This window comes from Pseudomonas yangonensis, assembly GCF_009932725.1.
Lineage (GTDB): Bacteria > Pseudomonadota > Gammaproteobacteria > Pseudomonadales > Pseudomonadaceae > Aquipseudomonas > Aquipseudomonas yangonensis.
In genome coordinates, this window is record NZ_BLJU01000027.1 from 90,927 (window position 1) to 104,816 (window position 13,890).

A 13,890-nucleotide genomic window follows, 5' to 3' on the forward strand; every position below is an offset into this window, starting at 1 on the left:
CTGGGTCAGCGCGGCTGTCGCATCAGCGCGGTGAAAGTGCGGGTGGCAGCCAGCCCGGCGCTGGTCCAGTGCTGGGCCGGGGATTGCAGTTCGATCAGCCGGCATTCGCGTCGATAGGCATCCAGGCCCTGCAGTTGCCGGAGCATGTCGCGTCGCTCACGATCCAGCTCGCCATGCTGCGCAGCTGTAGGGGACGACATGGCGGCCTGACTCATCCGCCGTGCACGAAAGGCCGGACGCTGTTCGGCCGGTTGCCAGTCGCCAGCGATCCAGTCGTGCAACAGTTGACGTTCATATGGGCTGAACACACCGAACATGGCCGCGCCCTGGCCTTCCACCAGGCGCCAGAAACGGCTGTCGGCCGGGTCTTTGCCGTGTCTTATCCAGCCGTTGCGTTGCAAGGCCTCGAGAAAGCCTGCCACGTTGCCGGAGCTGCCCAGCCACTGATTCACCGTGCGACCCTCGATGCGGCAGTAGTCGGAATGCACCTGGCTGGCCACCGTGCGCTTGCGTTCGAGCATGTGCAGCACCTGCTGCTGCAGATCGAAACCGTCAATCACGGCGTTGGAGCCGATGCCCAGATCATTGAGCAGATAGCCGCGCATCACGCGCTCGTAGAAGGCCTGTGCATCGCCGACCCGCGGCAGGTTGTCCAGCACGCTTTGCACGGCCTTGGCAGCGTGGCCACTGGAGCCGTTGTCGATGGTTACGTGCAACTGGAAGTAATAGGGGTCGATGTCCAGCTCGTTGAGCTCGAAGGCGCTGATCAGCAGGTGCAGCGGCAACTGCTCGTAGCCGAGGTTGTAGCCGATCACCTCAGGCAGAAACTCGTCGACCAGCAGCCCAAGGGCCAGCTGGATCGCACCCTGGCGATACAGCGCATCGTCCAGTTCCAGGGCATCTTCACAGCCCTGGCTGGCCAGCAGTTGTCGATAGAGCAGCACATGATCCTGCGCGGGCACCCCTTCGCCAAGTTCTTCCAGGTACGTCTGCACCAGTGGATACACGCGGTAATCGCGCCAGTGGGGCAGGGTGCCGTAGAGCCAGGCACCGTCCACCAGTTTGGTGGGTGCCACCGCGCGGAGAAAATGCAGGGCATGAGCCTTACGGGGGAAGAAGCGGCGCCCCTTTCCCGAACGGCGTCCCTCTAGGTAGCGGGCGTATTCGGCGGTCACGCTGTGATGCCGACGCAGCGACCAGGCGGCCAGTTCATAAGGGCTGGCCGGCAGTTCACAGGACAGCTGCGCGACCTCACCCAGGCACTCCTGGATGAATTCCCGTGCCTGCGGGTGTCCCGGCTCGGGCTCGTCCAGCAATTGTCGATAGAGGCCTTGCCAGGGACCGGTGGCGGGAACGAAGGAAATGCGTTGCGCGGCAGGCGTGTCGATGAAACTGGCGATCGACATGGGTCAAGTCTCCTGAAAACGGGGCCATGTTCTGTTTAGGAGGGCCATGCGCGAATAAAGATTCCACCTAAATTCGCCTCGTCCGGGGCTGCCGCAAAGAGGTTGAACCCAAACCGCCGGCACGCTTTCAACTGCAGGAATTCCGGGAGTAGGTAGGGCATGACCGCGAGCACGTTCGGCATCGAGGAGGAGTACTTTCTGACCGACCTGGCAGGTCGCTGCGTAGCGCAGCAGGGGGTCGAGGCCTTTGCCGTAGCCAGCCGCCGCGCGTTGGGCCAGTGCGTCACGCGAGAGATGTTCGCCGCGCAGTTCGAAGTGGTGACGCCAGTACTGCACCGCCTCGACGAAGCATACGACTTTCTCAGCCAGGCGCGCCGCACCATGGCCGAACTGGCCAGCGAGTTCGGCTGTGGCATCCTCGCCGCCGGGACTCATCCGCTGGGGCAATGGCGCAGCGTGCAGGCGACCAACATGGCGCGTTATCAGGCCATTTTCGACGATTACCGCATCGTCGCCAGCCGCAGCGTGCTGGCAGGCTTGCACGTGCATGTCGGGGTACCGGATGGCATCGACCGCATTCGCCTGATGAACCGGCTTACGCCCTGGCTACCCCTGCTGCTGGGGCTAAGCGCGTCCTCACCCTTCTGGGACGGCCGGCCCAGCGGTTTGATGAGCTATCGCCAGGCCGTGTGCGACGAGTGGCCGCGCATGGGCATTCCCGATCACTTTCGCGACGAAGCCGAGTATCAGCGCTACGTGAAGGTGATGACCGATACCCATTGCATCGGCTCGGCCGTCAATCTGTGGTGGAACATTCGCCCGTCGTTGCGCTTCCCCACCCTGGAGCTACGTATCGCCGACGCCTGCCCGCGGCTGCAGGACGCCCTGTGCATCGCCGGGCTGTTCCGCGCCATGCTCGATCATGCGCTGACCTGCGCGCACCATGACTGGTTCGATGACCCGCTGACGCGCATCCTCACCCTGGAAAACCGCTGGCGCGCCAAGCGCCGCGGTCTGCGCGGTCTGTTCATCGAGCCACGCAGCCAGAGCACCTTGCCGTTCGCGGCCTGGCTGGATCAGGTACTGGCTTGCATAGCCGACCAGATCGCCCCCGGGGAACGCTGGATCATGGCCCATGCGCGCAAACTGGCCCGCCTTGGCGGTAGCGCCGAAGCCCAACTCGGCCTCTACCGGCGTGCCCGGAGCGGCGGCGCCGAGCACCGCGGCGCCGTGCATCAGGTGGTCGATACGCTGATGCAACAGACGGCTCTGCAGGACGTTCGGCAAATAGCCTGAACGTCTGCCCGGCAGCGATTTCGGAATAGGAACACGCCTTATCCGGGAGAAGCCTCATGCAAGCATTGACCTATCATGGCAGTCACGACGTGCGGGTGGAGCGGGTACCCGACCCGGTCATCGAGCAGCCCGACGACATCATCCTGCGGGTGACCGCCACGGCGATCTGCGGCTCGGACCTGCACCTGTACCGCGGCAAGATCCCGCAGGTAAAGGGTGGCGACATCTTCGGCCACGAATTCATGGGCGTGGTCGAGGAGGTGGGGCCGCAGGTCACCGCGGTGAGCAAGGGCGACCGGGTCATCGTGCCCTTCGTCATCGCCTGTGGCGACTGTTTCTTCTGCCAGATGGACCTGCATGCGGCCTGCGAAACCACCAATCCGGGGCGTGGGGCGATTCTCAACAAGAAGCAGATTCCCTCGGGCGCCGCACTGTTCGGCTACAGCCATTTGTATGGCGGTGTGCCGGGCGGGCAGGCGGAACTGGTGCGCGTCCCCAAGGCCAATACCGGGCCGTTCAAGGTGCCGGACGTGCTCGACGACGAGCAGGTGCTGTTTCTCACCGATATCCTGCCCACCGGCTATCAGGCCGCCGTCAATGCCGGGGTCGGGCCGGGCAGTCGCGTAGCCATCTATGGCGCCGGCCCGGTCGGACTGATGAGCGCAGCCTGCGCGCGCATGCTCGGTGCCGAGCAGATATTCATGGTCGATCATCATGACTACCGCCTGGCCTATGCCCAGCAGACCTACGGCGTGATCCCGATCAACTTCGACGAAATCGATGACCCGGCCAGCGCCATCATCGAGCAGACGCCGGGGCACCGCGGCGTGGACGCAGTCATCGATGCGGTGGGCTTCGAGGCCAAGGGCAGCCTCACTGAAACGGTATTGACCACGCTCAAGCTGGAGGCCAGCAGCGGCGTGGCGCTGCGCCAGTGCATCGCGGCGGTTCGCCGCGGCGGCACGGTCAGTGTGCCGGGCGTCTACGCCGGCTTCATCCACGGATTTCTGTTCGGCGATGCCTTCGACAAGGGGCTGACTTTCAAGATGGGCCAGACCCATGTTCACCCGTTGCTGCCGACGCTGCTGGAACACATCCAGCGCGGCGACCTGAACCCTGAAATCATCATCAGCCACCGCATGCCACTGGCCGACGCGGCGGAAGGTTATCGCCTATTCGAGTCGCGGCGTGACCAATGCCGCAAGGTGATTCTGCGCCCCTGAAGCACGCTCGCCAGTCGGCCGCTGGCCCGATTCTCTGAACCTTTGGTGCCTGGGAGGCTTTCTAAATCTCACGGGCGCCGCAATCGGCCTTCGTCATGCAACCATCAGGAGAAACGCCATGTCATTGACCCAAAACGTCCCTCGTATTGAACGTGCCATCTCGCTGGCCACAGGCGCTACTGCCATCGTCGCCGGTGTCTGCCAGGGCGGCACTTCGGGTGTGCTCAAGGCCCTCGGCGGTGCCGCGCTGCTGCAGCGAGGCCTGAGTGGGCACTGTGTGGTCAAGGGGTTGATCAGCGACCCCAAGGCCGAACTGGAGTGCCTGCGCGAGCGCGTGGCCGAACTGCGTGCCGCACTGCCGCGCCTGCAGAAGGAAGTGGATAACTTGAAAGGGCGCCAGGATAGCCGTCTGGATCATGCCGTCGAGGAAACCTTCCCGGCCAGCGACCCGATCTCGCCATGAGCCGAACGCACGAGCGATGGCGCGAGTGCGCCGTCGCCTCGCGTGATCCTAATCGATCGAAGGAGGCATACTCATGAAAGACAGCATCCCGGGTCCCAATCCGGACAGAATCGATGAACAGGCACTGGACTTCACCGATGACGAAGACAGCCTCGGCACCGGAGAGCCTTCGCTGCAGCAGACCGCGCGCCCTACGAGCAGCGGCGACGATGAGATCGGCCTGACCGGCGCCGCGACGCTTGGCGAAAGCGAGCACGAGGACAACGTTAGTCTGGACGATCTGAGCCCGGATACCCTGATCGACGACAGTGGCGCTCGCTCACCGCTGGAGCGTGGTGATGACGGCGCCAACGATGAAGAGCTCAGCGTGGTGGACGAGACTCAGGTGGGCGGTGGCTTCGGCCTCGACGAAGCCGAACTGGCACGCTCGGCGCCACTCGACGGCGAGCCATGGAGCGACGACGTGGTACCCACCGATGAGGAACCCAAGCCATGAGCACGCAAACCTGTGCGTGCCCGCACTGTGATTGTGCGGTGCAGTCTCGGCAGTGGGTACATGAAGTCGCAGGCGATGATCTGCTTTATTGCTGCGAAGCCTGCATGCAGCGCCATCCCAAGGGCATGGTGCAGTGCCAGAGCGCCGGCTGCGATTGCGGCGAGCGCGTGGCACGTGAAAGAGAGCAGGCGCCTTAGGCGTTGACGAGGTTCACTGGAGGTACGCGTTTGCTCCCTCTCCCAATTACGGGAGAGGGGCTAGGGCACTGACAGCAGGCTCCCTCAGTCGCTGTCCTTGCGCAGCGCCTGCAACAGTTCATCCTTACGCATGCGCGAACGCCCGGCGATATCGCGCTTGCGCGCCAGATTCATCAGCTCGGTCTTGTTCATCGCTTCCAGACGCTGGCCAGGCCTGGGGGTGCCTTCGCGGGTGGCGGCCGCGCGCCGTGCCGACGACTTGCGTGCGGCTTCCTTACTGTCTGCGCTGGTCGTCTTCCCGGAGCCGCCGGCCGTGTCTCCGCCGCCGGACTGCTTGTTGACCGTAGCCCAGGCCCGCGCCTCGGCTTCGTCCTGAGAAACGCCGCGTTCCTTGTAGCTGTCCTCGATGTGTTCGGCCTTGCGCTTCTGCTTGGCGGTGTATTTGTCTTTGCTGCCTCGGGGCATGAGCGTTCTCCCGGTTGACCAAGGGGCCGGATTGCCTCTGGCGCCTAAAGCGCCTAAAGGGGATGAATGCCTGAACGTGGATTGGTTCCCCGTTTCGGATAACCGGAGCTCGCATCCGGCGAACCTCTTCGCCTGTTCACTGCTCAGAAGAAAAGCGTCTCAGGAGATTGAACGACGATGGATGTACTCGAGCGAATTCTCACCACCCTGGTGCAGGAGTTCTCCGACCTGGGCCAGGTCGAGCACATCACCCGCGCCACACTGCGCCTGGTCCTGGCCATGCTCCTGGGCGGTCTACTGGGCTACGAGCGCGAGGTCATGGGCAAGGCCGCGGGCATGCGTACGCACATGCTGGTATGCCTTGGCGCGGCGATTTTCGTCATGGCGCTGGAGCAGGACGGCGCCGAAGCCGATGCCATGAGCCGGGTGATTCAGGGCATCGCCGCCGGTGTCGGTTTTCTCGGTGCCGGCACCATCCTCAAAGGGCAGAGCATCTCCGACGTCAAGGGCCTGACCACCGCAGCCGGCCTGTGGGCTTCGGCAGCCATCGGCGTGGCGGTCGGCCTCGGGCGCGAGGCCACGGCCGTGCTGTCCACGGTGATCGTGCTGGTGGTGCTGCACCTTATGCCGCTTCTGGTCGACCCGCGTGTCAAGTTCAGGCCGGATGACCAGGATGATGACAACTCGGGTGACAAGCCCTAGGTCACTGCCTAGACAAAAACTGCCTGAACTTTTCCTGCCGCAGCAGCCTCGGAATTTTCACAGGCATAGCGTCTCACGCGCTGCCGCAGACCTCCGCCAACCCTTCGAACACGTCTGCCAGGCGTAGAGGAGCCAGGAAAGATGCCATCCCAGCAGCATGCCGACCAGACCATTGCCCACGCCATTGCCCAGCCGCGCCTGGCCATCGAAGCGATACAGCCGATCGTTGAAGGCGGCCGCTTCGCCAGCAAATGCCTATGCGGTCGACCGGTGCCGGTCAGCGCCGTGATTTTCGGCGATGGTCACGAACAACTGGCCGCCGACCTGTTGTGGCGCGCCAACGACGAGGCCACCTGGCAGCGCGCGCCCATGCAGGCCCTGGGTAATGATCGCTGGAGTGCGACCCTGTGCATCGACCAGCAGGGACTTGGCGAATTTGCCATCGAAGCCTGGCTGGACGTTTACGCCAGCTTCCGCCAGGAGCTGGTGAAAAAACTCGGTGCCGGCGTGCCGGTCGAGCTCGAACTGCAGGAGGGTGCGCAACTGGTTCGGCGCATTGCCGCGCAGGCGCCCGAGCAGTTGCGCGGCGAGCTGGCCGCACTGATCGAACGCATGGAGGCCTCGCAATCGCAGGCCGAACGTGAAGCCGTGCTGATCGATCCGTCCGTCAACGAGCTGATGCGCCGCGCCGAATACCGCCCGCATCTGCTACGTACCCCGAACTACCCGCTGGACGTCGAGCGCAGCCTGGCCGAATTCGCCAGCTGGTACGAGCTGTTTCCCCGCTCGCTGGGCGATGAGCAGCGCCACGGCACCTTCGCCGACGTGCACGCACGCATCCCGGAAATCGCCCGGATGGGCTTCGACGTGCTGTATTTCCCCCCCATCCATCCCATCGGCCGGGCGCACCGCAAGGGGCCGAACAACAGCCTCAAGGCCGGCCCCAACGACCCAGGCAGTCCCTATGCCATCGGCAGCGAGGAGGGCGGTCACGAGGCCGTGCACCCGGAGCTGGGCAGCCTCGAGGATTTCCGCCAGCTGGTCCGTGTGGCCCGCGAACACGGCCTGGAAGTGGCGCTGGATTTCGCCGTGCAGTGCTCGCCGGATCACCCCTGGCTCAAGCAGCATCCCGGCTGGTTCAGCTGGCGGCCGGACGGCAGCATTCGCCATGCCGAGAACCCGCCGAAGAAGTACGAAGACATCGTCAACGTCGAGTTCTATGCCGAAGCGGCCATGCCTGATCTCTGGCTGGCATTGCGCGACGTGGTGCTGGGCTGGGTGGAGCAGGGCGTGACGCTGTTTCGCGTCGACAACCCGCACACCAAGCCGATGCCGTTCTGGGAATGGCTGATCGCCGACGTGCGTGGACGCCACCCCGAAGTGATCTTCCTTTCCGAGGCCTTCACCCGCCCGGCGATGATGGCGCGCCTGGGCAAGCTCGGCTTCAGCCAGAGCTATACCTACTTCACCTGGCGCAACACCAAGGCCGAGTTGCAGGCCTACTTCGAGGAGCTCAATCAGCCGCCATGGCGCGATTGCTACCGGCCGAACTTCTTCGTCAACACACCGGACATCAACCCCTATTTCCTGCAGCGCAGCGGCCGCCCCGGTTTTCTCATTCGCGCCGCGCTGGCGACCATGGGCTCGGGGCTGTGGGGCATGTATTCGGGCTTCGAGCTGTGCGAGGGCGAACCTGTGCCGGGCAAGGAGGAGTACTTCGATTCGGAGAAGTACCAGCTGCGCCCGCGCGACTATCAGGCGCCCGGCAACATCAACGCCGAGATCGCCCGGCTCAACCAGATCCGCCGCGAGAACCCGGCGCTACAGACTCATCTGGGCTTTCAGGCCTACACCGCGTGGAACGACAACATCCTCTACTTCGGCAAGCGTACCGCGGACCTGAGCAACTTCATTCTGGTCGCTGTCAGCCTCGATCCGCATCACGCCCAGGAAGCGCACTTCGAATTGCCGCTATGGGAGCTGGGCCTGCCAGACGATGCCGACCTGCAGGGGGAAGACCTGATGAACGGCCATCGCTGGACCTGGCACGGCAAGGTGCAGTGGATGCGCATCGAACCCTGGCACCTGCCATTCGGTATCTGGCGAATCCAGACCGTCCGCTGAACAAGGGAGTAGCACCATGGCCAAGCGCAGCGCCGGCAAGACCTTCCTCAACGACCCGCAGTGGTACAAGGACGCGGTGATCTATCAGGTCCACGTGAAGTCGTTCTTCGACGCCAACAATGACGGCATCGGCGATTTCCAGGGCCTGATCGACAAGCTCGACTACATTGCCGAACTCGGCGTCAACACCCTCTGGCTGCTGCCGTTCTACCCGTCGCCACGGCGCGACGACGGCTATGACATCGCCAAGTACAACGACGTCCACCCGGACTACGGCTCGCTGAGCGATGCCCGGCGCTTCATCGCCGAGGCGCACCGGCGCGGCCTGCGCGTGATCACCGAACTGGTGATCAACCACACCTCGGACCAGCACCCCTGGTTCCAGCGCGCCCGTCATGCGAAGAAGGGCTCCAAGGCGCGCGACTATTACGTCTGGTCCGACACGGACGAGAAGTACGCCGGTACGCGGATCATCTTCATCGACAGCGAGAAGTCCAACTGGACTTGGGACGCGGTAGCCGGCCAGTACTTCTGGCATCGTTTCTATTCGCACCAGCCGGATCTCAACTTCGACAACCCCAAGGTGCTCGAAGCCGTGCTCGGGGTGATGCGCTTCTGGCTCGACATGGGCGTCGACGGTCTGCGCCTGGACGCCATTCCGTATCTGATCGAGCGTGACGGCACCAGCAGCGAGAACCTGCCGGAGACCCACGCGGTGCTCAAGCGCATCCGCGCCGAACTGGATGCACGCTACCCGGATCGCCTGTTGCTGGCCGAAGCCAACCAGTGGCCGGAAGATACCCGTCCGTACTTCGGCGAAGACGACGAGTGCCACATGGCCTTCCACTTCCCGCTGATGCCGCGCATGTACATGGCCATCGCCCAGGAAGACCGCTTTCCGATCACCGACATCCTGCGCCAGACCCCGGAAATTCCGCCCAACTGCCAGTGGGCGATCTTCCTGCGCAACCACGACGAGCTGACCCTGGAAATGGTCACCGACGACGAGCGCGATTACCTGTGGAACTACTACGCTGCCGACAGCCGTGCGCGTATCAACCTCGGCATCCGCCGGCGACTGGCGCCGCTGGTGGGACGTGACCGCCGGCGCATCGAGCTGCTTAACAGCCTGCTGCTGTCGATGCCCGGCACGCCGACGCTGTATTACGGCGACGAGATCGGCATGGGCGACAACATCTACCTCGGCGACCGCGACGGCGTGCGCACCCCGATGCAATGGTCGGTGGACCGCAACGGCGGCTTCTCCCGCGCCGACCCGGCCAGCCTGGTACTGCCGCCGATCATGGATCCGCTGTACGGCTACCAGACCATCAACGTCGAGGCGCAGGCGCGCGATCCGCATTCGCTGCTCAACTGGACGCGGCGCATGCTCGCCATCCGCAACCAGCACAAGGCCTTCGGCCGGGGCTCGCTGACGATGTTGACGCCGAGCAACCGGCGCATCCTCGCCTACCTGCGCGGCTACACCAACGAGCAGGGTCATGAAGAGCAGATTCTCTGCGTAGCCAATCTCTCCAGCGCGGCTCAGGCCGTCGAGCTGGAACTGGCCGACTACTGCGACCGGGTGCCGGTGGAGATGATCGGCGGCGCCTCGTTCCCGCCCATTGGCCAGCTCACCTACCTGCTGACCCTGCCGCCGTATGGTTTCTACTGGTTCTACCTGGCCGATGCCTCGCAGATGCCTAGCTGGCACCTCAAGCCGGTGGAGCGCATGCCGGAGCTGCAGACCCTGGTGCTCGGCCGTGCCCTGAGCGAAGTGATGGGTGAGCGCTCGCGACAGACCCTGGAGCGCGAATCGTTGCCGCTCTATCTGCCCAAGCGCCGCTGGTTCGCCGGGGAGCAGCGACCGTCCGGCGCAGTGAGCCTGCTTTACGTGATGCCGTTGGCTGACGGAGCGAACGCCCCTCTGCTGGCCGAGGTGCAGGTCAAGGGCGCGGCCGGCGTCGAGCATTACCGCGTGCCTCTGGCAGCAGTGCCCGAGCGCGCCGAGGGCAATGATTTGCCGCAACAACTGGCGCTGGCCCGACTGCGCCGGGGGCGGCATGTCGAACTGCTGACCGATGCCTTCAGCCTGCCGCAGTTCAGCCAGCAGGTGCTGCGCCTGTTGCGGGAGCAGGCGGTGCTGCGTAGCGCTGCCGGTGAACTGCAGTTCCGCGCGGAGGCGGCGCTGTTGGCGCTCGAAGACCTCGACGGGAACGATTTCAAGTTGCTCTCGGCCGAGCAGTCCAACAGTTCGGCGCTGATTGGCGGGCAACTCCTGCTCAAGCTCCTGCGCCGCGGCTTCCCCGGTATCCACCCGGAGGTGGAGATGGGCCGTTTCCTCAGCGATCACGGCTACGCCAATGTCGCGCCGTTTCTCGGCGAGGTGGTGCGGGTCGACGAGAGCGGCCAGCCCCATACCCTGATGGTGGTGCAGAGCTATCTGGACAACCAGGGCGATGCCTGGCAATGGACGCTCAACACCCTGGACCGGGCGATCCGCGATGAACTGGCCGGCGGCACCGCCGACCCTGATGTCGATGCGCTGGGCGAACTGGAACGATTCGCTGGCGTGCTGGGCAGACGCGTCGGTGAAATGCATGCGGTACTGGCGCGGCCGGTGGAGAATCCGGACTTCGGTTACCAGCTCAGCGCCGAGCAGGACAGCGCCCGCTGGGCCGAATCCATCACTGCGCAACTGCAGGAAGCCTTGCAGGCCCTGAGTCGCCAGCGTGACGCTCTAAGCCCGGCGACTGCCGAGCAAGCCGACTGGCTGCTGGCCAGGGAAAAACCCTTGCTGCAAGCCGTTGCCCGCCTGGCCACCCAGGCCGCTGGTGGCCTGCGTATTCGCGTACATGGCGACCTGCATCTGGGCCAGGTGCTGGTGGTGCAGGGCGATGCCTACATCATCGATTTCGAGGGCGAGCCCAACCGTTCGCTGGAGGAGCGCCGCCAGCGCCACAGTCCATTCAAGGACGTCGCCGGCATGCTGCGTTCCTTCGACTACGCCGCCGCCGTGGCGCAGCGCAACGGCGGCGGCGTGGAGGGCGCCGTGGATGCCCAGCAGGTGGTACGGGGCGTGGTGGCGCGCTACCGCGAGCAGTCGTGCACTGCCTTCCTCGACGCCTATCGCCTGGCCGCCAACGGGCTACCTCACGAGTGGCATGAACGCGACGGTGAGGGCGCTGCCCTCGACCTGTTCTGCCTGGAAAAGGCTGTCTATGAAATCGTTTACGAAAGCGGCCACCGCCCCGACTGGATCGATGTCCCGCTCCAGGGGCTGGTGGATCTTGCTCATCAATTGCCAGGAGTACGAACGTGAATCAGAACAGAGTGCAGCGCCTGCAGCGCGCAGAGGACGGCGATCCGTTCAGTTTCCTCGGCCCCCATGCCCAGGGCGACGAAACCCTGGTACGGGTCTGGCTGCCCGGTGCCGATGCCGTGGACCTGCTGGGCAGCGATGGCTCGCCGCTGGGGCGCATGCACTGCAGCGACCCGGACGGCCTGTTCGAGCTGCCCCTGCCTCAGGCGCAGCGCTACCGTTTGCGCATCCACTGGCCGGGCAGCGTGCAGGAGACGGAAGATCCCTATGCCTTCGGCCCGCTGCTGGGTGATACCGATCTCTACCTGTTCGCCGAAGGCAACCACCGCCAGCTATGGCGCTGCCTGGGCTCCGCTGCGGTGGAGCATGAAGGCGTACCTGGCGTGCGCTTCGCCGTCTGGGCGCCCAACGCACGGCGGGTTTCGGTGGTCGGCGACTTCAACAGCTGGGACGGCCGTCGTCATCCCATGCGCCTGCGCTACCCGGCGGGCGTGTGGGAACTGTTCATTCCGCGCCTGCAGCCGGGCGAATGCTACAAGTATGAGATTCTCGGCCCGCAGGGCGTACTGCCGTTGCGCGCCGACCCCATGGCGCAGGCCACCGAGATGCCGCCGGCCACAGCGTCGCGCGTCCCTCAAAGCGAGGCTTTCGCCTGGCAGGATCAGCAGTGGATGAGTGAACGCGAGCAACGGCATGCGCCGCAGGCACCGCTGGCGATCTATGAGCTGCATGCCGGTTCCTGGCAATGGCAGGACGATCGGATGCCGGACTGGGACGAGCTGGCCGAGCGGCTGATTCCGTATGTGCAGGATATGGGCTTCAGCCATATCGAGCTGATGCCGATCATGGAGCATCCCTTCGGTGGCTCCTGGGGCTATCAGCCGCTGTCGATGTTCGCACCCACCGCACGTTTCGGCAGCCCGCAGCGCTTCGCCGCCTTCGTCGACCGCTGCCACCGCGCGGGCATCGGCGTGATCCTCGACTGGGTGCCGGGACACTTCCCCAACGATGCCCATGGCCTTGCCGAGTTCGACGGCACCGCACTGTACGAGTACGCGCATCCGTTCGAGGGTTTTCACCCGGACTGGAATACCTGCATCTACAACCTCGGCCGTACCGAGGTGCACGGCTTCATGCTGGCCAGCGCGCTGTACTGGCTGCGCGAGTACCACGTCGACGGCCTGCGCGTGGATGCGGTGGCGTCGATGCTCTATCGCGACTATTCGCGCGAAGCGGGGCAGTGGATTCCCAACCGTCACGGCGGGCGCGAGAACCTGGAGGCCATCGAATTCCTCCAGCATCTCAACGAGGTGGTGCGTAGCGAAGTGCCCGGAGCACTGATGATCGCCGAGGAATCCACTGCCTGGCCCGGCGTCAGCCGTCCGGTGCAGCAGGGCGGCCTGGGTTTCAGCCACAAGTGGAACATGGGCTGGATGAACGACAGCCTGAGTTACATCCAGCAGGACCCGCTGTACCGCCTGCACCATCACCACCAGATAACCTTTGGCTTGCACTACGCTTTTTCCGAGCGTTTCATCCTGCCGATCTCCCATGATGAGGTGGTGCACGGCAAGCGCTCGCTGCTTGGGCGCATGCCCGGCGATCGCTGGCAGCAGTTCGCCAACCTGCGCCTGTTCCTTGCGCTGATGTGGAGTCATCCGGGCAAGAAGCTGCTGTTCATGGGCTGCGAGTTCGGCCAATGGCGCGAGTGGAACCATGACCAGCAACTGGATTGGTACCTGCTGCAGTATCCCGAACATACGGCCGTCCAGGCGCTGTTGCGTGAGCTGAATCGTCTGTATCGCGAAGAGCCGGCGCTGCACCGACTCGATGATCAGGACAGCGGTTTTCAATGGGTGATAGGAGATGATGCGCGCAACAGCGTATTCGCCTGGCTGCGCCAGGGCGGCGAGGGCTGCGCGCCACTGCTGGTGGTGCACAATTTCACCCCGCAGGTACTCGATGGCTACCGTATCGGTGTGCCTCGCGCCGGGAAATGGCAGGTACTGCTCAATACCGATGAGCGCCGCTGGAGTGGCTCGGGCGCAGGTAGCGAAGGTGAGCTGCACACGGAGCAACTGGCCGCTCACGGCCAGTCCGATTCGCTGAATCTGCAGTTGCCGCCGTTGGGGGCACTGATTCTGCGACCTGCCCAATAGCATCGCCGCTGAAGCGCCTCCCACAAAGGGCGCTCTC

General features: G+C 64.5%; 11 protein-coding genes. 9 read left to right on the forward strand and 2 right to left on the reverse strand.

Going from position 1 to position 13,890, the window contains the following annotated elements; all coding sequences use genetic code 11:
• Nucleotides 1-5: 5 nt before the first annotated feature.
• The gene (locus GYB81_RS22375) at nt 6-1,406 is read right to left on the reverse strand and encodes an iron-containing redox enzyme family protein (RefSeq protein WP_161897954.1); all 1,401 of its coding nucleotides are present in this window, start codon (nt 1,404-1,406) and stop codon (nt 6-8) included.
• Between the two features lie 159 nt (nt 1,407-1,565).
• Here GYB81_RS22375 and GYB81_RS22380 point away from each other — a divergent pair, with 159 nt between their 5' ends.
• The 5 genes from GYB81_RS22380 to GYB81_RS22400 all read left to right on the forward strand — a co-directional run bounded on the left by GYB81_RS22380 (nt 1,566) and on the right by GYB81_RS22400 (nt 5,081).
• Nucleotides 1,566-2,702, forward strand: a complete 1,137-nt coding sequence (locus GYB81_RS22380; protein ID WP_161866850.1) for a carboxylate-amine ligase — start codon at nt 1,566-1,568, stop codon at nt 2,700-2,702.
• 56 nt (nt 2,703-2,758) lie between these two features.
• On the forward strand, nt 2,759-3,925 hold the full coding sequence (locus GYB81_RS22385) for a zinc-dependent alcohol dehydrogenase (protein ID WP_161866851.1): 1,167 nt from the start codon (nt 2,759-2,761) through the stop codon (nt 3,923-3,925).
• Nucleotides 3,926-4,043: 118 nt separating this feature from the next.
• A complete protein-coding gene (locus GYB81_RS22390; RefSeq protein ID WP_161866852.1) occupies nt 4,044-4,388 on the forward strand; it encodes a YgaP family membrane protein in 345 nt (114 codons plus the stop codon).
• A 73-nt stretch (nt 4,389-4,461) separates the two neighbouring features.
• Nucleotides 4,462-4,884, forward strand: coding sequence for a hypothetical protein (locus GYB81_RS22395; protein ID WP_161866853.1), 423 nt, complete (start codon nt 4,462-4,464; stop codon nt 4,882-4,884).
• Nucleotides 4,881-5,081 (forward strand): metallothionein, encoded by a 201-nt coding sequence (locus GYB81_RS22400; protein ID WP_161866854.1) that lies wholly within the window; start codon nt 4,881-4,883, stop codon nt 5,079-5,081. Before GYB81_RS22395 ends, GYB81_RS22400 begins: the two co-directional genes overlap by 4 nt.
• An 84-nt stretch (nt 5,082-5,165) precedes the next feature.
• Here the strand turns inward: GYB81_RS22400 and GYB81_RS22405 are convergent, their stop codons facing one another.
• The gene (locus GYB81_RS22405; RefSeq protein WP_161866855.1) at nt 5,166-5,546 is read right to left on the reverse strand and encodes a Rho termination factor N-terminal domain-containing protein; all 381 of its coding nucleotides are present in this window, start codon (nt 5,544-5,546) and stop codon (nt 5,166-5,168) included.
• 177 nt (nt 5,547-5,723) lie between these two features.
• Between GYB81_RS22405 and GYB81_RS22410 the strand changes: the two genes are divergently transcribed.
• The 4 genes from GYB81_RS22410 to glgB all read left to right on the forward strand — a co-directional run bounded on the left by GYB81_RS22410 (nt 5,724) and on the right by glgB (nt 13,853).
• A complete protein-coding gene (locus GYB81_RS22410) occupies nt 5,724-6,248 on the forward strand; it encodes an MgtC/SapB family protein (protein WP_161866856.1) in 525 nt (174 codons plus the stop codon).
• A gap of 141 nt (nt 6,249-6,389) precedes the next feature.
• Entirely contained in the window at nt 6,390-8,372 is a 1,983-nt protein-coding gene (locus GYB81_RS22415) for an alpha-1,4-glucan--maltose-1-phosphate maltosyltransferase (RefSeq protein WP_161897955.1), read from the forward strand.
• Nucleotides 8,373-8,388: 16 nt separating this feature from the next.
• Entirely contained in the window at nt 8,389-11,694 is a 3,306-nt protein-coding gene (treS, locus tag GYB81_RS22420) for a maltose alpha-D-glucosyltransferase (RefSeq protein WP_161897956.1), read from the forward strand.
• Nucleotides 11,691-13,853, forward strand: a complete 2,163-nt coding sequence (glgB, locus tag GYB81_RS22425; RefSeq protein ID WP_161866859.1) for a 1,4-alpha-glucan branching protein GlgB — start codon at nt 11,691-11,693, stop codon at nt 13,851-13,853. The genes treS and glgB overlap by 4 nt, the downstream gene beginning before the upstream one ends.
• Nucleotides 13,854-13,890 lie beyond the last annotated feature (37 nt).

Excerpts from the sequence above, each read along its gene's own strand:
- GYB81_RS22375 (WP_161897954.1), bottom strand. The coding sequence starts at position 1,406 with ATGTCGATCGCCAGTTTCATCGACACGCCTGCCGCGCAACGCATTTCC.
- GYB81_RS22380 (WP_161866850.1), top strand. The coding sequence starts at position 1,566 with ATGACCGCGAGCACGTTCGGCATCGAGGAGGAGTACTTTCTGACCGAC.
- GYB81_RS22385 (WP_161866851.1), top strand. The coding sequence starts at position 2,759 with ATGCAAGCATTGACCTATCATGGCAGTCACGACGTGCGGGTGGAGCGG.
- GYB81_RS22390 (WP_161866852.1), top strand. The coding sequence starts at position 4,044 with ATGTCATTGACCCAAAACGTCCCTCGTATTGAACGTGCCATCTCGCTG.
- GYB81_RS22395 (WP_161866853.1), top strand. The coding sequence starts at position 4,462 with ATGAAAGACAGCATCCCGGGTCCCAATCCGGACAGAATCGATGAACAG.
- GYB81_RS22400 (WP_161866854.1), top strand. The coding sequence starts at position 4,881 with ATGAGCACGCAAACCTGTGCGTGCCCGCACTGTGATTGTGCGGTGCAG.
- GYB81_RS22405 (WP_161866855.1), bottom strand. The coding sequence starts at position 5,546 with ATGCCCCGAGGCAGCAAAGACAAATACACCGCCAAGCAGAAGCGCAAG.
- GYB81_RS22410 (WP_161866856.1), top strand. The coding sequence starts at position 5,724 with ATGGATGTACTCGAGCGAATTCTCACCACCCTGGTGCAGGAGTTCTCC.
- GYB81_RS22415 (WP_161897955.1), top strand. The coding sequence starts at position 6,390 with ATGCCATCCCAGCAGCATGCCGACCAGACCATTGCCCACGCCATTGCC.
- treS (WP_161897956.1), top strand. The coding sequence starts at position 8,389 with ATGGCCAAGCGCAGCGCCGGCAAGACCTTCCTCAACGACCCGCAGTGG.